A 20529-nucleotide genomic window follows, 5' to 3' on the forward strand; every position below is an offset into this window, starting at 1 on the left:
GGCCATCCTGCCGTGTCGTCGTAAAGGGCCGTCAGAGCGGTGAGTCGGGCAGCGGCTCGTCCGGCGGCACGGGCGCCTCCGGCACGGTGAGCAGCGGCAGCGCGACGTGGACGACCGGCCCGATGGCGAGCGCGAAGAGCACGGTGCCGACGCCGAGGTTGCCGCCGAGCAGCCAGCCGATGACGACCACCGCCACCTCGATGCCCGTGCGCACGATGCGCACCGACCAGCCGCGCGTGCGCACCAGGCCGGTCATGAGGCCGTCGCGGGGCCCGGGGCCCAACCGAGCGCCGATGTAGGCGGCCGTGGCCACGCCGTTGATGAGGATGCCCAGCACCAGGAAGAGTCCGCGCACCCACATCGAACCGGGCGCGCTCAGGAGCCGCAGGAACACGTCGAGGGAGGCGCCGATGACGATGACGTTGCTCACGGTGCCCAGCCCCGGCCGCTCGCGCAGCGGGATCCAGAGGAGCAGCACGACCGCGCCGACGATGATCGACCACGTCCCGATCGTGAGGCCGAGCTGCTGCACCAGGCCTTGGTGGAGCACGTCCCACGGGATGACGCCGAGGGAGGCGCGCACGATGAGGGCCTCGCCGAACGCGAAGACGAGCAGGCCGGCATACAGCTGGGTCACGCGCCGCGGGAGGCGGCGGGCGGGAAGGGGCATGGGCGCACCGTAGCCGCGCGTGTTTCCATAGAGGGGTGCTGTTCGGATCGCGAGCCAAGACCACCCTGCCCACCGAGGAGACGGCCCTGAAGGGCCGCCCCACCAGGCCGTACGCCGTGCCCGCCAGGCACGAGGTGCTCGGCACCCCGCTCGAGGGCCCGTGGCCGGAGGGCACCGAGGTGCTGTACGTCGCGATGGGCTGCTTCTGGGGCGCCGAGCGGATCTTCTGGCGACTGCCCGGCGTCGTCACCACCGCCGCCGGCTACATGGGCGGGTTCACGCCGAACCCGACGTACGAGGAGACCTGCACTGGCATGACCGGGCACGCCGAGACGGTGCTCGTCGCCTACGACCCGACGCAGACGACGCCGGAGCTGCTGCTCAAGGAGTTCTGGGAGAACCACGACCCCACCCAGGGCAACCGGCAGGGCAACGACATCGGCACCGCCTACCGGTCGGCCATCTACTGGACCACCGACGAGCAGGAGCGGGCCGCTCGGGCCACCCGTGACGCGTTCCAGAAGGTGTTGAGCGACAACGGGTTCGGCACCATCACGACCGAGCTGCGCTCGGCGAAGGACGCCGGCACCTTCTACTACGCCGAGGACTACCACCAGCAGTACCTGCACAAGAACCCCGGCGGCTACTGCAACCACGGCCCGAACGGGATGACCTGTCCTGTCGGCCTGCTCAAGCAGGACGAGGTCCCGTCACAGCAGGACATCCTGCCGCCCAGCGCCTGAGTCCGGGACGGCTCAGGCAGGTCCCCATTAGCAGTACTTGGAGCCCGTCCCGACCGAGCTCCACGAGCACGAGTGCTTCAGGTAGCCCTTGCTGTCCTTGAGGTAGGCGGTGTCGCCGGTGTTGTTCCAGACGTACCAGCTGCGGTTGTAGTAACGCTGCGTCGAGGTGGCCGTGCCCTTGCCGGTGCGCACGGTGACGGTGGCGCCCGCCTTCAGCGTGAACGTGGGGAACTTGTAGGTGTAGCCGGTCCGGTCACGCAGCGTCCAGCCGGTCAGCGAGCGGTTGGTCGAGGTCGTGTTCTTGATGACGACCCACTCTGAGTTGAGGCTGGTGTTGGTGCCGCTGTCGGACCCCGGCGAGTCGTACTGCACCTTGTAGATCTTCACCGGCGGCGTCGCCGCCGAGGTGGTCGTCGGCGCCAGCACGACTGCGGTGGCGGCGAGCGCGGAAGCAAGGGCGAGGGAAGCAGCAGTACGACGCATGGCCACGAACTTAGGAACCGGAATGGGCCTCGTCGCGGCTTCAGGTGCTTCATGCCCGAACGGACTAGTCGGACAAAGCGGTTGCTACGTCCCACGGGTGAAGTCGTACCGTTGCGCCGTGCTGATCCGCGAGGCGACCGACGCCGACCTCCCTGTCATCGCCCCGTTCTTCCGCGAGATCGTCGCGGAGGGTGAGACCTACGCCTTCCCCGAGGACCTCGACGACGACGGGGTACGGGCCTGGTGGTTCGAGGACCTTCCGGGGCGCACGGTCGTCGCGGTCGACGACGACGGCACGGTGCTGGGCACGGCCAAGATGGGCCCGAACCGGCCCGCCCGCGGCTCGCACATCGGCACGGCGAGCTTCATGGTCTCGCCGGGCTCCCGGGGCCAAGGCGTCGGACGCGCCCTGGCTGAGCACGTGGTCGACTGGCATCGCGAGCAGGGCTACGACGGCATCCAGTTCAACGCGGTCGTCGAGACCAACACCGCAGCGGTCGCACTCTGGAAGAGCCTCGGCTTCGAGGTGCTGGCCACCGTGCCGGGCGCGTTCGAGTCACGCCGGCACGGCAAGGTCGGGCTGCACGTGATGTTCCTGCCGCTTCGCTAGGGCGGCGGGTCCGCCCTCGATTAGGCGCTGTCGAGCAGGTCGGGCAGCCGTGAGCGCTCCACCCACGGGAGGGCGATGATGTTGTCGCGCCAGGGGTTCACCCGGCCACGGCCTCGCGGGCGTGGATCGCCGCGGGTGGGCAGCAGCGGTGGGGCGGTGGAGTCGTAGGTGTGCCCGGTGGGGGTGCTGGTGCGCACGCGGTGCGCTGGCGCGTGGGGATGACTGGGGCTGGGTCCCGGTTCGACGGTGGCGGCACTCCAGCCGGGGGCTTCTTTGGCCTGGTTGCAGGCCTGGCACAGCCCTTGGCCGTTGGTGGCACTGGTGGGGCCGCCCGCGTGGTCGGGGATCACATGGTCGCCGTGGCGGATCGGGGCGTCGCACCACCGGGGTGCGGCACGCCTGGTCGCGGACGGTGAGGAACCGACGCAGCTGGCCGTCGAAGACCCGGCGCCGGGAGTCCATGGCGACCAGCTGCGAGGCGTCCGGGCTGGTGAACAGCCGCCGCAACGCCACAGCCAGGCCGGCCCTCTCGCACGCGTCCGCGCACACGGAGACCAGGTGGCGAGCGAACGCAGCCGGCACCGGGTGCCCGCCGGGCAGAGTCGCCGGTTCGTCGCCTTCACCGACCAGGGTCTCGGCGGGCATGACGAGCTGGACCTCGAGCGGCACCGCGGCTGCGGTGACCTGCCCGGTGAGGCGTTCGACGAGGGTGTCGGCCATGACCTGCCCCTCACCGCGCGTGTCCGGCTCACCACCGGTGTCCCCACCGGCGACGCGTGCCGTGCCGGCGGCGGCCTTGAGGGCGGCATACGCGGCCACGCCCTGCTCGACCGGCAGCAGTGCGGTCAGGTACGTCATGGTGTCCGGGGCCGGGCGCAGCCACACCCGCCGGTCCGCTCGGGCCTTGGCTGCCCGGGCCACCACCGACCCCGCATCGACCTGCACCGCCAGCGCCTTGGCGCGGGCCTCGACCTCCCGGTCCGAGAGGAAGGGCAGGTCCGCGGCGAGGGCGGCATCGACCGCCAGGCGGTCCTCGACGGACAGGCACGCGGTCTCGCGGGCCACGATGGTGGCGCGCCACTCGCTGACCCGCCCGTGGCGCAGGTGCTCCCCTGTGCCTGGCAGCTCGGTGTGCAGGGCCTTGGCCAACCCCAGGTGCCGTGAACCCCGCGACGGCGGCTCGCGCCGAGCCAGCGCCACCTGCGCGGCCACGCCCCGGCCCCGTTGCCGGGCCGGCACCCCGGCGGCGGCCTGCACCTCGCGCTGGGAGCTGTCGAACGCCACGGCCACCGTTGCCTGGGCGCCGGAGCAGGCGTGCTTGACCGCCTCCACAGGCCGAGCTGGTCGACCCGCTCAGTGTCCGGAACGGCGGTGTCGAGCGTGGGCAGCCGGCGCAGAAAGACCTGCAGGTCCTCCGTGGTCAACGGCCTCTCGTCCGGCACCGATTCGAACATGTGTCCAACACTAGGGCAGGGGTCTGACAGCCCCCACTGACACCGAGGGGTCAGTGGCCGCGAACCATGCGGAGGAGCCGTAGCCACCACGACCCGGATCCGCGCGCGGCCGCCACCGGACTCACGGGACTCCTCGCGGCGTCCGCCTGTCGTGCAGCTTCCGCCTGTCGTGCCGCTTCCGCCTGCTCCGCCCGCAGGACCTGCCACTGCGCGACCAGGTCGTCCACATCGACCGTCCTGGCGAGCATCGGCGGGAACGGGCCCACGGCCGGCCGCAGGCGGTCGAGCTTCACGCGGCGGTTGTAGTCCTCGAGCACTGCCCGCACCGACTCCTCGGTGCGCAGGTCGAGCAACGACTCCGGGAAACCGGCGGCCTCCTTCCGCAGCGCCATGACCGGCGGCAGCGCCCCAGTCATGTCGAGCCCCTCGCGACGCACGAGCTGCTTGACCCACCAGTCGGGGTCCTCCGACTCCAGGCCGGGCAGCGGCTTGCCCGCGCCGGGCAGGTTGTCGAACTCGCCGCGCTCCTGCGCCTCACGGATCTGCTTCTCGACCCAGGACTCGTACCCGTCCATGTCGTCGAGCCTAGGCGGCTCGCCCCGCTCCGTCCTCGCCGAGACCGCCCGCTCCCCGGCCAGCCCTCCTCGGTCAGCCCTCCTCCGCGGCCAGCACCCGGCCGAGCCCCTTGACGATGACCGCGACCTCACGGTCCGTGAGGTGCCCGGTGAAGTGTTGCTCGATCGCGGCGAGGTAGGCCGGCGCCGCTGCGCGCAGCCGTGCCCTTCCGGCCGGTGTGATGGCGGCGAACGAAGAACGCTTGTCATCCGGGTTCGGCCGGCGCTCGACCAGCCCGGCCTTCTGCAGCTCGGTGACCACGCGGCTGACCTGTTCGCGGCTGATCACGGCCCGGCTGCCGAGCTCCGACATCCGGAGCAGCCGGTCGGGCGCAGCGTTGAGCACCAGGAGCACGTCGTACCAGGAGATCGGCAGGCCGACGCCCGCCAGCTCTCGGGAGAGCTTCGGCACGACTGCCGCGTGGACCCGCAGGAGCAGCGCCCACGCTGCCACCCGGTCGGGCGCGTTCTCGGTCATGCCCATAAGCCTAGTCGGTATGTGTGTGCGCTCACACATACCTTGACGAGACGACTCGCGGTTGCAATTATGTGTGTGTACACGCACTTTAGTGCGTCACCTGCCCACCCCAACCCACAGGAGAACTGACATGAGCACCAGCACCACCACCGCAACCCGGACCATCGACGGCCACGTCCTGCCGGCGGCCGGCACCTGGGAGATCGATCCCGGCCACGCCGACGTCTCGTTCACCGGTCGTCACCTCATCGTCACCAAGGTCCGCGGCCGCTTCACCGACGTGCACGGCACCGTCAGGGTCGGCGAGCGCATGACCGACTCCCAGGTCGACGTCGTGATCGGCATGGCCAGCGTCACCTCCGGCAGCGAGACCCGTGACGACCACCTTCGCTCAGCCGACCTCTTCGACGTCGAGCGGTTCCCGGAGGCCACCTTCCGCAGCGTCCGGACTGAGTGGTCGGGCACGCAAGGCGTGGTCCACGGGGAGCTGACCATCCACGGAGTCACCAGGCAGGTTGCCCTCGACGCCAGCTTCGAGGGTCAGGTGCGGGACCCGTGGGGTGCAGACCGGGCCATCTTCTCGGCGACCACCACGGTCAACCGGGAGGACTTCGGCATCACCTGGAATGTGCCCCCCGAGGCCGGCGGTCTCCTGGTGAGCAAGGACGTCACGATCACCATCGACGTCGAGACCGTGCTGCAGCCGCGTTCCTGACCCGCCGCAGGGCCCGTTGCGCCTGGCGGCGGCCCCCGAGCATCAGCCGGCGGTCGTCAGGTCCCTCTCGTACAGCCGGGTGGTCGACTCCAGGTGGTCGTACCGGTACGGCCGGCTCTCCCCCGTCGGCTCGAACCCCATGCGCCGCCAGAACCCCAGCACCGCCGCGTTGGTGTCCACCACCGCGAGCCGGAAGCGGCGCGCCTCGGGCCACTGCGCGGCATACCGCTCGGTGGCGGCCATGGCCGCGGCGCCGACCCCGTTGCCCTGTCGCGAGCCGTCCACGAGCAGCAGCCCGATGAAGACGCAGTGAGGCTGTGGGTAGCCACGCAGCAGGTCGACGACCGCCACCAGCCCCTCCCCCTCGAAGCCGCCGAGCACGACCTTGTGCGACTCCGGCACCGACTCCGGGCGCATCATGAGCAGGCTCAACGCGTCGGAGGGTCCTGGCGGGTAGCCCGTGACCCGCACGGCGTAGTCGGGTGCCGACTCCAGCAGCGCCTGGAGGAGGTCCTCGTCGCCGGTGTCGAGCTCCCGTAGGGTCAGCTCCATGCGGACAGTGTCCCTCCTCCCCTCGACCACCGAGATCCTGTTCGCGATCGGTGCGGGCGACCAGGTCGTCGGCGTGACGTTCGAGTGCGACCACCCGCAGGAGGCGCGCAGCCGCCGGATCGTGTCGACCACGGCCATCCCCGAGGGGCTCACGCCGACCGAGATCGACGCGTTCGTCACCCGGGCCATGCACGCCGGAGAGGACCTCTACCACCTCGACGCGGGCGCCCTCGCGGAGCTCGACGCGGACCTCGTCGTGACCCAGGACCTCTGCGCCGTCTGTGCCGTCGACGTCGGCAAGGTCGACGACGCCCTCGCCTACCTCGGCTGCCGCGCCGAGGTGCTCACCATCGACCCGCACACCATCGACGAGGTGCTGGCCTCCATCACCACCCTCGGTGAGGCGACCGGCACGCGCGAGCGCGCCGATGCACTCGTCGCCGGCTTGCGCGAGCGGCTGGCCCGCGTCGCGAGCGTCGTTGCCGGACAACGTATGCCGCGTGCACTCGTCCTGGAGTGGACCGACCCGCCGTTCGCGCCCGGGCACTGGGTGCCCGAGATGGTGACCGCAGCAGGTGGGGTCAACGCCCTCGGTGTCGCCGGGCAGAAGTCCGAGCGGACCACGTGGGACGCCGTGCGCGACAGCGCTCCCGACGTCATCGTGGCCGCCCCCTGCGGCTACCACCTGGACGACGCAACCGCGTTGGCGCAGAAGGCGATCGACGACGGGAGGCTGCCCGACGGCATACCGGTCTGGGCCGTGGACGCGAACGCGTCGTTCGCACGTCCGGGGCCTCGGCTGGTCGACGGCGTCGAGGCGCTGGCCGGGATCTTCCATCCCGACGTCGCGCAGCCGTCGGACCCGACGATGGCCCTGCGGCTGCGGTAGCCGCTCAGCTGCCCTGCTGTGCCGCCCATTCGGCCACCCGGCGGGCACTCTCCTCCTCGGACAGGTCCTCGACGCGGGTCATCACCGACCAGCGGACCCCGAACGGGTCACGGATGCTCGCGAACCGGTCGCCGGACACGAACGTCGACGGCGGTTCCCGCACGGTGGCACCGGCCGCCTCGGCGCTCGCGACCACGGCGTCGACGTCGGCGCAGTACAGGCCGAGGGAGTAGCAGTCGTCGTCACCCGACGGCGGCGGCACGAGGTGGTAGTCGGGCACGGGCTCGCCGAGCTGCAGGTGGCCGTTGCCGAAGTCGAGCACCGCGTGGGCGACGACCCCGCCCATCTCGGTCACGTCGACGACGCGGGCACCGAAGACGTCGCGGTAGAAGGCGATCGCGTCCCGGGCACGGGGCACGACGATGAACGGTGTCAGGCTGGTCAGGCCGTGCGGGACGCCGTCGGTGGTGTGCGCGCCCGTCGCGGCGGTGGGGGCGGCGTTGGCGGTTGGAGTCGAGAGGTTCTGGGTCATGGCGTCGACGCTAGGACGCCGGCCGGACAACCTTCTTGGAGATTCGCGCCAGGTTGGAGAGGGTGGGCGTGTGGGCGACGAGTGGCGCGGCATCCTCTACCCCGCCTCGCTGCCCACCTTCACGCGGCTTCCGGCGCCGGAGCGGGTCGCGGGGCTGGTGCGCTGGTTCTGGATCCCCGAGTGGAACGTCGAGCCCGGACGTGTGTCACGCCAGGAGGTCATCGCCTTCCCTGCCTGCAACCTCGTGGTCGAGCCGTCCGTGGTGGGGCTGGCCGGGCCCACCACCCGCCGCTCGTCCCGCGACCTCACCGGCTCCGGCTGGGCGGTCGGCGCGCTGCTCCTGCCGGCCGCCGTCCCCCAGCTGGGCGTGGAACCAGGCGCGCTGCGCGACTCCTACGTCGCCATGGAGCTCCCCGAGCTGCAGGAATCCGTCGTGACCGCGATGACACACGAAGGCCAGCCGCAGGATCGCCGGGCCCGCGCGGTGGAGGCGTTCGCCGACTGGGTGCAGGGCCACCTGGCGCCCCCGGACGACGAGGGCAAGCTGGCCAACGCGCTCACCCGGCTGGTCGACGAGGACCCCGACATGGTGCGGGTGGGCGACGTCGCGGACGCCCTCGGGGTGTCGGTGCGCACGGTGCAGCGCCTCGCGTCGCGGTACATCGGGGTGCCGCCCGCCGCGATGATCCGCCGGCGTCGGCTGCAGGAGGCGGCCCAGCGGCTGCGTGAGCAGCCGGACACCGAGCTGGCCGCGCTGGCGGCAGAGCTCGGCTACGCCGACCAGGCCCACCTCGCCGGCGACTTCCGCACGGTGCTGGGCCTCACACCCAGCCGCTACCGGGGAGAGGCGGCCCAGAGCTGAGCCGGGCCGCCGCCCCAGAACGGCTGAACGTCGTCACTCGACGAGCGACGCCAGCAGGTCGGCGCGGGTGAGCACGCCCACCGGCTTGCCGTCCTCGACCACCATGATCGCGTCGGCCGTCTCGAGCTCACGGCGCGCGTCGGCGATCGGCTGGCCGGAGCCGACCAGCGGCAGCGGCTCCTCCATGTGCTGCTCGACCGAGTCGGTCAGGTGCGCCTTGCCGGCGAAGAGCTTCTCCAGCAGCGCCCGCTCGCTCACCGCACCGGCCACCTCACCGGCCATGACGGGCGGCTCGGCCTTGACCACCGGCATCTGCGAGACGCCGTACTCGTGCAGGATCTCGATCGCGTCGCGCACCGTCTCGGTCGGGTGGGTGTGCACCAGGGCAGGCAGGTCGCCGGCCTTCTTGTGCAGCACCTCGCCGACCGTGGCCTCGCCCGCCGACTTCATGAAGCCGTAGGAGCTCATCCAGTCGTCGTTGAAGATCTTCGACATGTACCCGCGACCGGAGTCGGGCAGCAGCACGACCACGACGGCGTCGGCCGGCAGGTCCTTGGCGGCGCGCAGCGCCGCGACGACCGCCATGCCGCAGGAGCCACCGACCAGCAGGCCCTCCTCGCGGGCCAGCCGGCGCGTCATCGCGAACGAGTCGGCGTCGCTGACCGGGATCACCTGGTCGACGACCGACGGGTCGTAGGCGCTGGGCCAGAAGTCCTCGCCCACGCCCTCGACGAGGTAGGGACGGCCGGACCCGCCGGAGTAGACCGAGCCCTCCGGGTCGGCGCCGATGATCTGCACCCGGCCGCCCTCGCGGTCCTCGGACACCTCGCGCAGGTAGCGGCCGGTGCCGGTGATCGTGCCGCCCGTGCCGACGCCGGCGACGAAGTGGGTCACCTTGCCGTCGGTGTCCTGCCAGATCTCCGGGCCGGTGCTCGCGTAGTGCGAGTTCGGGCCCTCTGGGTTGGCGTACTGGTTCGGCTTCCAGGCGCCCTCGATCTCCTTCACCAGCCGGTCGGAGACCGAGTAGTAGGAGTCGGGGTGGTCGGGAGCGACGGCGGTGGGGGTCACGACGACCTCGGCGCCGTAGGCCTTGAGCACGTCACGCTTGTCCTGGCTGACCTTGTCGGGGCACACGAAGACGCACTTGTAGCCCTTGCGCTGGGCCACGAGCGCCAGGCCGACACCGGTGTTGCCGGAGGTCGGCTCGACGATGGTGCCACCGGGCTTGAGCTCGCCCGAGGCCTCCGCGGCCTCGACCATGCGCAGGGCGATGCGGTCCTTCACGGAGCCGCCCGGGTTCACGTACTCCACCTTGGCCAGGACCGTGCAGGCGACGCCTGCGTCCCGGGTGACGTTGTTGAGCTTGACGAGGGGCGTGTTCCCGACGAGGTCGGCGATGTGCTCTGCGTACTTCACGCGCGCCATCCTCTCAGATGGTGGACAGTGGTATGCCGTCGGCGGCCGTGCGGTCGCTCTCTCTTGCGGGAGCCCCGGTGGACTCCTGGCGTCCACCTCCCGGGGCACCGCCTGTCCGTCACGGTCGTTACCGTGGTGACCCCGACGGAGGAGGAGCAGGGATGGGCCGGGCACGACGGGCGCGCAGGATCGCCGCCACCGCGGCATACGGCGGGGGCGGCGTCGCAGCGGGGATCGGCGCGCTCGGGGCCCTCGGCTACGGCCTGCTCAAGGCGGAGGCACGGATCGCGCGACGGATCGTCGGGGTGCACTTCGAGGGCGCGCCGGACGACAACGGCCTCTACGGCGCCGGGGCCGGCGAACCCGTCGAGCTGCTCATGCTCGGCGACTCCTCCGCGGCCGGGATGGGTGCCGACAACCGCTTCCAGACGGTCGGCGCGATCATCGCGACCGGGGTCTCCGCGCTGACCGGCCGCCCGGTGCGGCTGACCAACCGCGCCGTCATCGGTGCCGAGTCGTCCGGGCTCGAGCTGCAGCTCGCCAAGGCGCTCGACGAGGCGCCCCGGCCGCACGTCGCGGTGATCCTGATCGGCGCCAACGACGTCACCCACCGCGTCAACAAGGTGGTGGCCGTGCGCCACCTCGGGTCGGCGGTCAAGCGGCTGCGCGACGCCGGGGTCGAGGTCGTCGTCGGCACCTGCCCCGACCTCGGCACCATCGGCCCGATCCCCCAGCCGCTGCGCCTGCTCGGCCGTCGCTGGAGCCGCGACCTCGCGGCCGCCCAGACGGTGGCCGTCGTCGAGGCCGGTGGCCGCACCGTCTCGCTCGGCGACCTGCTCGGCCCCGAGTTCGCCGAGCGGCCGCACGAGATGTTCAGCCAGGACCGCTTCCACCCTTCCCCGGCCGGCTACGCGCGGTGCGCCGCCGCGCTGCTGCCCAGCGTGTATGCCGCGCTCGGCGTCTGGGAGGGCGCCGGCGAGGAGGAGCGGGTGCCCGACCGCCGTCGCGGCGAGGGCATCGGCCCGGTCGCCCTGGCGGCGCAGCAGGCCGTGCGCGACCCCGGCACCGAGGTCAGCGCCACCGAGATCGCCGGCCAGCCGCGCGGCCCGCGGGGTCGCTGGGCCAAGCTGCTGCGCCGACCGCGCATCCCCCTGCCGCGACGCGGCGGCGACGAGGCACCGCCCGAGGGACCTTCCGAGGCGGCAGCCCCGGTCGAGGCGCCGGTGGGCGGCACCGAGACCAAGGACACACCGGACGCCCCGGCCGAACGGCATACCATCGGCGGTGACTGAGCGGCCGCTTACCTGCGGCCCTCGACTTCCCGCTCGAGGAGAGGAACACCCGTGACCGAAGCAGTCATCGTCTCGACCGCCCGCACGCCCATCGGGCGCGCGTTCAAGGGTTCGCTCAAGGACGTGCGGCCCGACGACCTGTCGGTCGGTGTCATCCAGGCCGCCCTCGCCAAGGTGCCCGAGCTCGACCCGGCGCTGGTCGAGGACCTCTACTGGGGCTGCGCCGAGCCGTCGGGGAAGCACGGCTCCAACATGGCCCGGGTCATCTCGGTGCTCGCCGGCTTCGACCACCTGCCCGGCGCCACGGTCAACCGGTTCTGTGCCTCCTCGGTGCAGACCACCCGGATGGCCTACCACGCGATCAAGGCCGGTGAGGGCGACGTCTTCATCTCCGGCGGCGTCGAGTGCGTCTCGCAGTACACCAACTGGGCCGGGGCCGGTGGCTCCGCGGGCGACGACCAGAACCCGAGGTTCGACGACTCCAAGGCCCGCAGCGAGCAGATGGCCAAGGACAACACCACGTGGACCGACCCCCGCGAGGAGGGCCTGCTCCCCGACGTCTACCTCTCCATGGGGCAGACCGCCGAGAACGTCGCCACCTTCCGCGGCATCTCGCGTGAGCGCCAGGACGAGTGGGGCGTCAGCAGCCAGAACCGGGCGGAGAAGGCCATCGCCGACGGCTTCTTCGAGCGCGAGATCGCCCCGGTGACCCTGGCCGACGGCACCGTGGTCAGCAAGGACGACGGTCCCCGCGCAGGCGTCACCCTCGAGGGCGTCTCGCAGCTGCAGCCGGTGTTCCGCGAGCAGGGCACCATCACCGCCGGCAACTGCTGCCCGCTCAACGACGGCGCGGCCGCCGTGGTCGTCATGAGCGACACCAGGGCCAGGGAGCTCGGCATCACGCCGCTGGCCCGCGTGGTCGCCACCGGCGTCTCGGCCCTCTCCCCCGAGATCATGGGCCTCGGCCCGGTCGAGGCGTCCCGCCAGGCCCTCGCCCGCGCCGGCATGACCATCGGCGACATGGACCTCTACGAGATCAACGAGGCCTTCGCGGCCCAGGTGCTGCCCAGCGCCGACGACCTCGGCATGGACTTCGACAAGCTCAACGTGCACGGCGGCGCCATCGCGCTCGGCCACCCGTTCGGCTCCACCGGTGCCCGCATCACCACCACCCTGCTCAACGGTCTGCAGGCCCGCGACGGCCAGTTCGGCCTCGAGACGATGTGCGTCGGTGGTGGCCAGGGCATGGCGATCATCTACGAGCGGCTCAGCTGAGCGGACCGCCGCGCCTCGGTATCGAGCGCGGTGACGACGGAGGGCGGCCTCCCGGGAGCAGATTCCGGGAAAGCCGCCCTCCGGCGTCTCCCGCTCGGACACGATGCAGGCATGCGGCTGTTCCAACGCGACGCGCGCCCCCACGAGCCGGCTGCCGCCATCGCCGCCTTCTGGGAGTGGTGGGCCGCCGAGGGTCGCGCCTCCGTCACGCAGGCACTCGAGGACCGCGACCCCCAGCGGGTCGGCGACGCGCTGTCCGAGGCGGTCTCCGCCATCCACCCCGACCTCGCCTGGGAGCTGGGCGCCGGTGACCTCGCGCAGCACGTGCTCGTCCTGAGCGCCGAGGGCGACCCCGAGCTCCGCCCGTTGGCGAACCGGTGGCTGCGGGCCTCACCCGGCATCGACGAGACCTGGGAGTATGCCGCGTCACGCCAGGCTGCCCCGGACGTGGAGCAGATCGCGCTCGGCCTCGGTGGCCGGGAGATCGCCTTCTCGGACGTCCGGGTCGGCGCGCGCAGGGAGGGGTGCCACCTCGACGTGCTCGTCTACCACCCGCTGTTCCGCGAGCTGGAGGAGCAGGTCCGTGGCCAGATCGCCTTCCTGGCGCTCGACTCCGCGCTGGGCGAGGACGACGTCGAGGCGTGGGTCGGTGAGATCACCCCGACGACCGAGCCGCCGCTCGACGGGTTCGGCCTCTCGGCGCTGCGCTCGGTCGTGCGCGACCTGCGCGACGACAACACGGACGCCGACGGCACCCCCCACTGGGTGATCATGGAGGGGCAGGGCGACGAGGGGCCGGTCATGGCGTTGGCGCAGGTGCCGCTGTCGCCGACGACGGCGCCCACCTTCGACACGCACGTGGCCGTCCTCGTGCCCTACACCGACCTGACCGAGCAGGGCTACCCGGGGCCGGGGTCGCTCGGGCCGCTGCGGGCGCTCGAGGAGCACCTCGGCGAGCGGATCAACGGCAGCGGCCGGATCGTGGCGCACCAGTCACACCGCGGCATGCGGGTGCTGCACATCTACGTCGACTCCACGACCCCGGCCGTCGAGCAGATGCGTGCGGCCGTCGAGGCGTGGGACCAGGGCCGCATCCGGGTCCAGGTCACGCCCGACCCGGGGTGGCACAACGTGGCCCACCTGCGGTCGTAGGTCTCGTCGTAGGTCTCGGGCGGGGCCTCGCCCCCGGCGCCCCCGGTCGTCAGGGGAGGGCACGCCGCAGGTCGGCGAGCAGGGCCTGCACGTGGGCGCCCCGGGCGGGCGAGGAGTCGGTGGCGCACGCGTCGTAGACGAGCACCGTGAGCTGGTCCATCACCACGGCGGGCCCGAGGTCGGGCACCGTGGCGCCGTCCACTTCGGCACCCGCCAGCCGGTCACCTGCCGCCTCGGTGAACCCGAGGGGCGCGAGCCGGGCGAGCACGTCGCGCACCGGCGGCACACAACGAAGCGCGTGGTCCAGCGGCAGCTGCTGCCACCGCTGGACCACGCGCCGGAGCTCGTCGGCCACGCCCTGCGGGACCGGGGAGGCCCCCGTGGCGCTCACCGGGTCGTCACTGGCTGCGCAGGCGTCCGAGCAGGCGCAGGATCTCGAGGTAGAGCCAGACCAGCGTCACGATGAGGCCGTGCGCCAGCAGCCACGAGTACTTCTGCGGCGCGCCGGTCGCGATGGCCCGGTCGATCGAGTCGAAGTCGACGGCCAGCGACATCGACGCGAGGCCGATGGCGAACAGCGAGATGCCGATGCCGAGCGCGCCGGTGCCCCCGATGCCGAAGGCAGTCTGGGTGACCAGGGCATAGACGAGGTTGATGACGGCGAAGATCGCATAGCCGATCACCGCCATCGTCACGATGCGGCGGAACTTCGCGGTGACCTTGATCAGGCCGGTCTTGTAGGCGAGCAGCATGCCGGCGAAGACCGACAGGGTCGCGATGACCGCTTGGGCGACGATGCCCTTGAACGGGTCCGTGACCACGTTCGGGTCGTTGAAGATCAGGCTGTAGTAGTTGCTGATCGCACCGACGAAGACGCCCTCGACCACGGCATACGTGACGATGAGCGGGACGCTGATCGTCTTCTTGAACGCGATCACCAGGCCCAGGACCAAGGTCAGGGCGATGCCGCCGAGCATGACCGCCCCGCCCATGGGCGTGGGTGCCAGCTGCCACCCGACGACAGCGAAGACCAACACGAGCGAGAACAGCCCGAGGGTCTTCATGACGACGTCGTCGAGGGTGACCCGCCCGGCCTGCACCGGGGTGGCCGCCGGCTGGTTGTAGAGGTCCTGCAGCTGCTGGTCGCTCATGGTGCCGGGCTGGCCCCACGACGGCGCCGCCGTCGGCTGCTGCTGGGGCGCGCGGTCACGGAAGCCGGCGTAGCCCTGCTGGGCCTCACGCTCGATCCGGTTGAACACCGGGTTGGTGGCCATGGAAGTCCCTCCTCAGGGGCTTGGTCGGCCGGTGGCGGCCGCTGGTCGTCACACAGTAGAAGTCGCGAGAGGTCCGACAAGTTCCCACAACGTCACAGAATGGCTGATCGTGCCCCCGACGGGAGTCGAACCCGCAACACAGCGATTTTAAGTCGCCTGCCTCTGCCGGTTGGGCTACGGGGACAGGCGCAAGCCTAGGGGGCCGCGCCCACGGCCACCGACACCGACGCGGTCGGCACCGGGCTGGGCCGACGGGGACAGTCGCCGCACTGTTGTCACAGTGTTGTCGAAATGCTGCTCGTCCGAGCCCTGGAGCCGGGAGCATGCTCGCCGTGGGGGCACATCGGGGTGGGGCCAGTCGACCGTGGACGCACGACACGCGTGACGCGTTGAGGTGGCTCGGCGCCCCGCCGACCCTGCTCGCCCTGGCCGTGCTGGTGCTCAACGACCACGTGCTCAAGCAGTCGGCGCCCGGCTTCGTCACCGGCAAGCTGAGCGACGTGGCCGGGCTCGTGCTGGCTCCGGCACTGCTGGCCGTGGTGCTGACCCTGCTGCGCATCCCTCGAGCCGCACCCGTCGCGCTGGTCGCCACCGCGGTCGGTTTCACCCTGGTCAAGACCACGACGGAAGGCGTCGAGGTGGCCAACCACCTGTGGTCAGCGGTCGGGTGGCCCACGCAGATGCTGCGTGACCCCACCGACCTCATCGCCCTGCCCGGCCTGCTGCTGGCCGCGCACGTGTCGCGCGCCGAACGACGACGTGGGGCCGGGGCACGCCGCCGGGCGGCGCTGGCCCTCGGGGCGCTCGCCCTGCCCTTCGCGGTGGTCGCGACGGCCGCCACCTCCCCGTGCACCACCTGGCGCGGCCTGGAGTCGGTGGGGGTGGTCAACGGCGACTTCAGCGGTCCACCGTCGCGCACCGAGCACCGGGTGGTCATCGCGCTGAGCTACCAGAAGACGTCCATCGACGTCGACGGCCGATGGACCACCCTGAACTCCCTGGACGAGGCGCGCGTGGGAGACCTCGGCCCCACGCTCGAGGAGGCCTGCTCGGTGGAGGCGCCCCGGCGCTGCTGGCGCCGGACACCGGACACCCGCGAGCCCTGGGTCGAGGCCAGCGACGACGGTGGCGCCACGTGGTCGACCGACTACCGGATGCCGAGCCAGCAGCTCGACCGGCTGCGCCAGGACGCGGAAGGCGGCTGCAAGGACGACCCGCCGCCCTTCTTCCCCCAGGACATCGCCGTCCTCGACACGCCCCACGGACCGATGGTGGCCGTGGCGTCCGGACGGGCCGGACTCCTCCTGCGCGACCCCGACGGCACGTGGTCGCAGGTGTCCACCGATGACCTCGGCCAAAGGCCCGGCACGGCGCCCACCCCCGACCCCGATGTGCTCTTCACACCCGTTGACCCGACGCCCAGCACGACGGCCCGGGGGCCGATGCCGTCCTCGACTCCCCCCATCCCACCGCGACCGACCACGCCGTGTGCCACCCGCACGGTCGTGACCGTGACGCCGAACCCGCGGAACGGGACGCCGTTCCCGCGAGAGGTCTGCGTCGGCTAGCTCGACGACGGACGACTCAAGCGGCGGTGGGCGCTCACCTGGGCCTGCACCAGCCCACGCGCCACCGGCGGTGCGTAGCGGTTCAGCCGCCAGAGGGTGTGGGCCAGCCAGCCGACCGGGATCACCGCCTTGTTGGACGCCAGTCCGTCGACCGCCCGGGCCGCCACCAGCTCCGCCGTGAGGAACCTCGGCTGCATCAACCGCACCCGCGAGCGCACGCTGCTGCCGCCCCCGAAGGAGGCCGGGGCGGCATACACCTCGTCGAGCAGCGGGGTGTCGACGAAGGCGGGGCAGAGCACGCTCACCCGCACACCGCGGCTCGCCGCCTCCGCCCGCAGCGCGGTGGAGAGGCCGACCACGGCGTGCTTGGTGGTGGTGTAGGGCAGCATCGCCGGGGCCGGGATGAGGCCGGCGAGCGAGGCCGTGTTGAGGATGTGGCCGGAGCGCTGCGCGCTCATGACCGGGTATGCCGCGCTGACGCCGTTGATCACCCCGCGCAGGTTCACGTCGAGGGCCTTGGCCCAGTGCCTCTCGTCGAGCTCCTCGAGGAGCCCGCCGATCGCGACGCCGGCGTTGTTGGCCATGATGTCGAGCCGGCCGTGGCGTTCGGCCGTCTGGGCGACGAGCGCCTGCACCGCCTCGGCGTCGACGACGTCGACCTCGGCCGCGCTCCCCCGCTCGCCGAGGTCGTCGGCGACCTGCTTGGCCCGGGCGCCGTCGAGGTCGGCGACGACGACGTGGCTGCCGCGCCGGGCCAGCTCGGTGGCGATGGCGCGACCGATGCCGGAGCCCCCACCGGTGACGATGGAGACGCTCGGGGCGAAGCTCCGTGTCCTGAAGACTGTTCCGCTCATGCCTGCTCTCCCACCAGCTCTCGCTCCCGGACCGGTTCGAACGTCGCGTCGTCGACGCGTCGCGTGCGCCGCCAGTACTCCACGACCGAGCCGGGCCACAGGGTCGTGTTGTTGCCGAAGCGGTCGAGGTACCAGCTGCGGCACCCCGTGGCCCAGACGGTGTGCCGGCTGCGCCTCAGCATCTCGTCGGTGAAGCGGCGCTGGGCGACAGCGGTCGTCACCCTCGGCCCGGAGCGGCTGCGGTCGAGGCACTCCAGCACGTACCGGGTGGCCGCCTCGATCATGAGCACCACCGAGTTGTGGCCGAGGCCGGTGTTGGGGCCCAGCAGGAGGTAGAGCTCGGGGAACCCGGCCACGGTGATGCCGAGGTGCGTGTGCATGCCGCCGCCCCACGCCTCGGTGAGGCTTCGGCCGCCGCTGCCCCAGATCTCGATGCGCTCGAACGAGCCGGTGACGTCGAACCCGGTGCCGAGCGCGATGGCGTCGACCTCGTGACGGGTGCCGTCGGCGGTGACCACGGCATCCGGCTCCACCGCCACGACCGGCTCGGTGACCAGGTGGACGTTCGGGCGGTCGAACGCCGGCCAGTAGTCGTTGGACAGCAGCACGCGCTTGCAGCCGAGCGTGTAGCCCGGGGTGAGCCTGCGACGCACGTCCGGGTCGCTGACCGCCTCGCGCAGGTTCCGCAGCGCCAGCCGCTCGGCGACGCGGGCCACCGCGGGGTAGCGCGAGAACATCGGCACCCGGGCCTCGAGCTCCCAGAAGGTCCTCCAGCGCACCGCCCGCTGCAGCGCCGGCGAGCGCCGGAAGGCCTGCTGCCGCCGCTGGCTCCACGGCCGGTCGTGCTTGGGCATGATCCACGCCGGGGTGCGCTGGAAGACGGTGAGGTCGGCGACGCGGGTGGCCAGCTCGGGCACCATCTGCACGGCGCTGGCGCCGGTGCCGATGACCGCGACCCGACGGCCGTCGAGCCCGTCGTGCTCGGGCCAGCGCGCTGAGTGCAGCACCGGGCCGGCGAAGGTGTCGAGGCCGACGATGTCGGGCAGCCTCGGCTCGTGCAGCGCCCCCACCCCGAGCACGAGGGAGTCGGCCGTCCACCCGCGACCGTCGGCCGCCCGGAGGAGCCAGCGCCGCGTCCCTTCCTCCCAGGTCGCCGAGACGAGGTCGGCGCCGAAGGCGATGCGGTCGCGCACCCCGTGGCGATCGGCGACGTCGCGCAGGTAGGCCCAGATCTCGTCGGCCCTGGCGAAGTCGCGGCTCCAGTCGGGCTTGAGGTCGAAGGAGAAGGAGTACAGCTTCGACGGCACGTCGCACGCGCAGCCCGGGTAGCGGTTGTCGCGCCAGGTTCCGCCGACCTCGTCGGCCTTCTCCAGCACGACGAAGTCCTCGCCGCGCTCGGCCAGCCGCACCGCCATGCCCAGGCCCGAGAAGCCCGTCCCCACCACGACCACCCGGTGGTGCGGGGTGGCGCGCTCGGGGTGCGGGGCCGCTTCCATGGCAGGCGAACTTACCACCGGTAACTTACCGGCGGTACAGGTAGCATCGGCGCCGTGGAGACGCCCGCCCCCGCCACCGCACCCACCAGGGGCGCCCGTATGCCGCGTGCGCAGCGGGAGGAGCAGATCCTCGCCGTCGCCGAGGCCGTGTTCGCCGAGCGGGGCTACCAGGCCACCACCATGGAGGAGGTGGCCGACCGGGTCGGGGTGACCAAGCCGCTGATCTACGGCTACTTCGGCTCCAAGGACGGGTTGCTCTCCGCGTGCGTCGACCGGGCCCGCGCACAGCTGCGGGAGGCCACGGTCTCCGCCTGGGACGCCATGCCCGGCGACGCCCCGCTCGAGGCGGTCTTCGAGAGCGGCATCCGGGCGTTCTTCGACTTCATCGACGAGCACGCCTCGGCCTTCGCCCTCATCCAGCAGGAGGGCGCCGTCGCAGCGTCGACGAGCCGCGACATCGAGCGGATCCGCACCCAGCAGTCGGCCGTCGTGGCCGAGGCGCTCGGCCGGGTGCCCGGACTGACGGCCCTGCCCGCAGGCCTGCTCGAGGGCTACGCCGAGGTGGTCATCGGTGCATGCGAACGGGTCGCGGTCTGGCGGCTCGGACGACCCGAGGTCACGGCGGGAGACGCCACGGCCCTGGTGATGGCCGGCGTGTGGCACGGCATTGGGTCGCTCGCGGTCAACGACCCGGCTGCTGGTGAACCACGGTCCCTCGCAGGACGGGTCCGGCCAGCAGGGTCGTGATCGCCGACGGCCGGGCCGAGCCGTCACCCGCGAGGAGCGCGGCGACGACCTCCTGCTCGTCGAGGGTCCCGGCCAGCCCGCCGTCGGGGTCCTCGATGCCCGGGCCACCCCTGCCCAGGAACACCCCGGGCAGGGCGGAGGACGGTGGGTGGCTGCTGTAGCCGCCGACGTTGCGGGTGCCGTCGTCGAACTTCTTGCCGGGCAACGGCTTGTCCTGTGACGTGTCCGGTGTGGGCAGCGGCCCGCAGCTCGGCGGACGGCTCTCGCCCCAGGCGGGCTCCTCGCCCGGCTGGTAGCCCGGGCGCTGCGGGGTGACCTCGAGGGTGATGTGGAAGGTCTCGTTCTTCCAGGCGTCGTCGATGGTGGGTATCCAGTTGGCCAGGGCGGTCGCGGCACAGGGGTACTGGGGCGCGTAGCGGGCGAACACCGCGAGGGTGGGGCGCTGCACCCGGCCCGCGCGGATCAGCCGGTCGCCGTCGCGGTCGAGGAAGTCGGCGGTCGTGTTGGCGAACCCGGCCGTGCCGGCGAAGAAGCCCTTCAACGAGTCCTGCTTCTGCACGATCGTGGTGTTGGTGGTCACCAGCGCCTTGGCCGCCCGCACCAGCTCCGGCGCGGCCACGGCATACGTGCTCGCCAGGTCGGCCAGCCCGGAGATGTCCGCCTCCAGCGCCGGCAGGTGCGGGTTCAGCTCACGGAAGTAGCGGTCGGCCAGAACCAGGTTCTGGCCCAGCCGGGTACCCCGCCCGTCGAGGGTGGTCGCGAGCGCGTTCAAGGTGGCCGACAGCTTCTCCGGCTGCACCGTGCGCAGCAGCGGCAGCAGGTCGTCGAAGACCCGCTCGAGCTCGATGGCCAC

23 protein-coding genes, 1 tRNA gene and 1 pseudogene are annotated in these 20529 nt (G+C 72.1%); 10 read left to right on the forward strand and 15 right to left on the reverse strand.

The genetic code is table 11. The annotated features are described in order from the left end of the window. Nucleotides 1–31: 31 nt before the first annotated feature. The gene (yczE, locus tag BMW78_RS17175) at nucleotides 32–670 is read right to left on the reverse strand and encodes a membrane protein YczE (protein ID WP_091762228.1); all 639 of its coding nucleotides are present in this window, start codon (nucleotides 668–670) and stop codon (nucleotides 32–34) included. A gap of 38 nt (nucleotides 671–708) precedes the next feature. Between yczE and msrA the strand changes: the two genes are divergently transcribed. After that, complete coding sequence (gene msrA, locus BMW78_RS17180) at nucleotides 709–1413, forward strand: peptide-methionine (S)-S-oxide reductase MsrA (protein WP_425439066.1); 705 nt, start codon at nucleotides 709–711, stop codon at nucleotides 1411–1413. A 27-nt stretch (nucleotides 1414–1440) separates the two neighbouring features. On the opposite strand, the gene BMW78_RS17185 is transcribed toward msrA, so the two are convergent. Beyond that, nucleotides 1441–1896 (reverse strand): lamin tail domain-containing protein, encoded by a 456-nt coding sequence (locus tag BMW78_RS17185; protein ID WP_091762302.1) that lies wholly within the window; start codon nucleotides 1894–1896, stop codon nucleotides 1441–1443. A 118-nt stretch (nucleotides 1897–2014) separates the two neighbouring features. On the opposite strand from BMW78_RS17185, the gene BMW78_RS17190 reads away from it, so the two are divergent. After that, nucleotides 2015–2506 carry a GNAT family N-acetyltransferase gene (locus tag BMW78_RS17190; RefSeq protein WP_091762304.1) on the forward strand — a complete coding sequence of 164 codons (492 nt, stop codon included), beginning with the start codon at nucleotides 2015–2017 and terminating at the stop codon, nucleotides 2504–2506. 20 nt (nucleotides 2507–2526) lie between these two features. Here the strand turns inward: BMW78_RS17190 and BMW78_RS21420 are convergent, their stop codons facing one another. From BMW78_RS21420 to BMW78_RS17205, 4 genes and pseudogenes are all read right to left on the reverse strand, one after another. Further along, a complete protein-coding gene (locus tag BMW78_RS21420; protein WP_245735938.1) occupies nucleotides 2527–2856 on the reverse strand; it encodes a hypothetical protein in 330 nt (109 codons plus the stop codon). A 112-nt stretch (nucleotides 2857–2968) separates the two neighbouring features. Further along, nucleotides 2969–3838, reverse strand: a pseudogene (locus BMW78_RS21425) (DUF222 domain-containing protein); the annotation flags it as partial. A gap of 172 nt (nucleotides 3839–4010) precedes the next feature. Next, nucleotides 4011–4535, reverse strand: coding sequence for a DnaJ family domain-containing protein (locus BMW78_RS17200; protein ID WP_091762232.1), 525 nt, complete (start codon nucleotides 4533–4535; stop codon nucleotides 4011–4013). A 73-nt stretch (nucleotides 4536–4608) separates the two neighbouring features. Continuing rightward, the gene (locus BMW78_RS17205) at nucleotides 4609–5052 is read right to left on the reverse strand and encodes a MarR family winged helix-turn-helix transcriptional regulator (RefSeq protein ID WP_091762305.1); all 444 of its coding nucleotides are present in this window, start codon (nucleotides 5050–5052) and stop codon (nucleotides 4609–4611) included. A gap of 130 nt (nucleotides 5053–5182) precedes the next feature. Between BMW78_RS17205 and BMW78_RS17210 the strand changes: the two genes are divergently transcribed. Then, on the forward strand, nucleotides 5183–5767 hold the full coding sequence (locus tag BMW78_RS17210; RefSeq protein WP_091762234.1) for a YceI family protein: 585 nt from the start codon (nucleotides 5183–5185) through the stop codon (nucleotides 5765–5767). Nucleotides 5768–5809: 42 nt separating this feature from the next. Here the strand turns inward: BMW78_RS17210 and BMW78_RS17215 are convergent, their stop codons facing one another. Then, nucleotides 5810–6319, reverse strand: a complete 510-nt coding sequence (locus BMW78_RS17215) for a GNAT family N-acetyltransferase (protein WP_091762236.1) — start codon at nucleotides 6317–6319, stop codon at nucleotides 5810–5812. Here BMW78_RS17215 and BMW78_RS17220 point away from each other — a divergent pair. Then, on the forward strand, nucleotides 6318–7208 hold the full coding sequence (locus tag BMW78_RS17220) for a cobalamin-binding protein (RefSeq protein ID WP_091762238.1): 891 nt from the start codon (nucleotides 6318–6320) through the stop codon (nucleotides 7206–7208). The genes BMW78_RS17215 and BMW78_RS17220 overlap by 2 nt on opposite strands. A 4-nt stretch (nucleotides 7209–7212) precedes the next feature. Here BMW78_RS17220 and BMW78_RS17225 read toward each other — a convergent pair whose 3' ends face one another. After that, on the reverse strand, nucleotides 7213–7740 hold the full coding sequence (locus tag BMW78_RS17225; protein ID WP_091762240.1) for a VOC family protein: 528 nt from the start codon (nucleotides 7738–7740) through the stop codon (nucleotides 7213–7215). A 70-nt stretch (nucleotides 7741–7810) separates the two neighbouring features. Between BMW78_RS17225 and BMW78_RS17230 the strand changes: the two genes are divergently transcribed. Further along, a complete protein-coding gene (locus BMW78_RS17230; RefSeq protein ID WP_218144400.1) occupies nucleotides 7811–8602 on the forward strand; it encodes a helix-turn-helix domain-containing protein in 792 nt (263 codons plus the stop codon). Nucleotides 8603–8635: 33 nt separating this feature from the next. Here the strand turns inward: BMW78_RS17230 and BMW78_RS17235 are convergent, their stop codons facing one another. Further along, complete coding sequence (locus BMW78_RS17235; RefSeq protein WP_091762244.1) at nucleotides 8636–10018, reverse strand: cystathionine beta-synthase; 1383 nt, start codon at nucleotides 10016–10018, stop codon at nucleotides 8636–8638. 161 nt (nucleotides 10019–10179) lie between these two features. On the opposite strand from BMW78_RS17235, the gene BMW78_RS17240 reads away from it, so the two are divergent. The 3 genes from BMW78_RS17240 to BMW78_RS17250 all read left to right on the forward strand — a co-directional run bounded on the left by BMW78_RS17240 (nucleotide 10180) and on the right by BMW78_RS17250 (nucleotide 13737). Further along, nucleotides 10180–11310 carry an SGNH/GDSL hydrolase family protein gene (locus BMW78_RS17240; RefSeq protein ID WP_091762246.1) on the forward strand — a complete coding sequence of 377 codons (1131 nt, stop codon included), beginning with the start codon at nucleotides 10180–10182 and terminating at the stop codon, nucleotides 11308–11310. A 51-nt stretch (nucleotides 11311–11361) separates the two neighbouring features. After that, nucleotides 11362–12585: an acetyl-CoA C-acetyltransferase gene (locus tag BMW78_RS17245; protein WP_091762248.1), complete on the forward strand. Its 1224-nt coding sequence runs from the start codon at nucleotides 11362–11364 to the stop codon at nucleotides 12583–12585. Between the two features lie 111 nt (nucleotides 12586–12696). After that, complete coding sequence (locus BMW78_RS17250; protein WP_091762249.1) at nucleotides 12697–13737, forward strand: DUF695 domain-containing protein; 1041 nt, start codon at nucleotides 12697–12699, stop codon at nucleotides 13735–13737. A gap of 49 nt (nucleotides 13738–13786) precedes the next feature. Here BMW78_RS17250 and BMW78_RS17255 read toward each other — a convergent pair whose 3' ends face one another. The 3 genes from BMW78_RS17255 to BMW78_RS17265 all read right to left on the reverse strand — a co-directional run bounded on the left by BMW78_RS17255 (nucleotide 13787) and on the right by BMW78_RS17265 (nucleotide 15195). Beyond that, nucleotides 13787–14128 carry a hypothetical protein gene (locus BMW78_RS17255; RefSeq protein ID WP_091762251.1) on the reverse strand — a complete coding sequence of 114 codons (342 nt, stop codon included), beginning with the start codon at nucleotides 14126–14128 and terminating at the stop codon, nucleotides 13787–13789. Between the two features lie 7 nt (nucleotides 14129–14135). Further along, nucleotides 14136–15011 carry a Bax inhibitor-1/YccA family protein gene (locus tag BMW78_RS17260; RefSeq protein WP_091762253.1) on the reverse strand — a complete coding sequence of 292 codons (876 nt, stop codon included), beginning with the start codon at nucleotides 15009–15011 and terminating at the stop codon, nucleotides 14136–14138. 110 nt (nucleotides 15012–15121) lie between these two features. Next, nucleotides 15122–15195 (reverse strand) — tRNA-Leu (locus tag BMW78_RS17265). A 148-nt stretch (nucleotides 15196–15343) separates the two neighbouring features. On the opposite strand from BMW78_RS17265, the gene BMW78_RS17270 reads away from it, so the two are divergent. Then, entirely contained in the window at nucleotides 15344–16579 is a 1236-nt protein-coding gene (locus BMW78_RS17270) for a hypothetical protein (RefSeq protein WP_143056316.1), read from the forward strand. Here the strand turns inward: BMW78_RS17270 and BMW78_RS17275 are convergent. Together BMW78_RS17275 and BMW78_RS17280 are read right to left on the reverse strand one after the other, a co-directional pair. Further along, nucleotides 16576–17433, reverse strand: a complete 858-nt coding sequence (locus BMW78_RS17275; protein ID WP_091762257.1) for an SDR family NAD(P)-dependent oxidoreductase — start codon at nucleotides 17431–17433, stop codon at nucleotides 16576–16578. The genes BMW78_RS17270 and BMW78_RS17275 overlap by 4 nt on opposite strands. After that, on the reverse strand, nucleotides 17430–18929 hold the full coding sequence (locus BMW78_RS17280) for a flavin-containing monooxygenase (protein WP_091762259.1): 1500 nt from the start codon (nucleotides 18927–18929) through the stop codon (nucleotides 17430–17432). Before BMW78_RS17280 ends, BMW78_RS17275 begins: the two co-directional genes overlap by 4 nt. A 54-nt stretch (nucleotides 18930–18983) precedes the next feature. Between BMW78_RS17280 and BMW78_RS17285 the strand changes: the two genes are divergently transcribed. Beyond that, complete coding sequence (locus BMW78_RS17285; RefSeq protein ID WP_245735936.1) at nucleotides 18984–19676, forward strand: TetR/AcrR family transcriptional regulator; 693 nt, start codon at nucleotides 18984–18986, stop codon at nucleotides 19674–19676. On the opposite strand, the gene BMW78_RS17290 is transcribed toward BMW78_RS17285, so the two are convergent. Beyond that, the coding region (locus tag BMW78_RS17290; RefSeq protein WP_091762263.1) for an MCE family protein at nucleotides 19612–20529 on the reverse strand (918 nt) is incomplete at its 5' end. The genes BMW78_RS17285 and BMW78_RS17290 overlap by 65 nt on opposite strands.

It is taken from the genome of Pedococcus cremeus (genome assembly GCF_900111375.1).
GTDB lineage: Bacteria > Actinomycetota > Actinomycetes > Actinomycetales > Dermatophilaceae > Pedococcus_A > Pedococcus_A cremeus.

Coding starts and splice junctions, on each gene's coding strand:
- yczE (WP_091762228.1), bottom strand. CDS start 670: ATGCCCCTTCCCGCCCGCCGCCTCCCGCGGCGCGTGACCCAGCTGTAT.
- BMW78_RS17185 (WP_091762302.1), bottom strand. CDS start 1,896: ATGCGTCGTACTGCTGCTTCCCTCGCCCTTGCTTCCGCGCTCGCCGCC.
- BMW78_RS17200 (WP_091762232.1), bottom strand. CDS start 4,535: ATGGACGGGTACGAGTCCTGGGTCGAGAAGCAGATCCGTGAGGCGCAG.
- BMW78_RS17205 (WP_091762305.1), bottom strand. CDS start 5,052: ATGACCGAGAACGCGCCCGACCGGGTGGCAGCGTGGGCGCTGCTCCTG.
- BMW78_RS17210 (WP_091762234.1), top strand. CDS start 5,183: ATGAGCACCAGCACCACCACCGCAACCCGGACCATCGACGGCCACGTC.
- BMW78_RS17220 (WP_091762238.1), top strand. CDS start 6,318: ATGCGGACAGTGTCCCTCCTCCCCTCGACCACCGAGATCCTGTTCGCG.
- BMW78_RS17215 (WP_091762236.1), bottom strand. CDS start 6,319: ATGGAGCTGACCCTACGGGAGCTCGACACCGGCGACGAGGACCTCCTC.
- BMW78_RS17225 (WP_091762240.1), bottom strand. CDS start 7,740: ATGACCCAGAACCTCTCGACTCCAACCGCCAACGCCGCCCCCACCGCC.
- BMW78_RS17240 (WP_091762246.1), top strand. CDS start 10,180: ATGGGCCGGGCACGACGGGCGCGCAGGATCGCCGCCACCGCGGCATAC.
- BMW78_RS17250 (WP_091762249.1), top strand. CDS start 12,697: ATGCGGCTGTTCCAACGCGACGCGCGCCCCCACGAGCCGGCTGCCGCC.
- BMW78_RS17260 (WP_091762253.1), bottom strand. CDS start 15,011: ATGGCCACCAACCCGGTGTTCAACCGGATCGAGCGTGAGGCCCAGCAG.
- BMW78_RS17275 (WP_091762257.1), bottom strand. CDS start 17,433: ATGAGCGGAACAGTCTTCAGGACACGGAGCTTCGCCCCGAGCGTCTCC.
- BMW78_RS17280 (WP_091762259.1), bottom strand. CDS start 18,929: ATGGAAGCGGCCCCGCACCCCGAGCGCGCCACCCCGCACCACCGGGTG.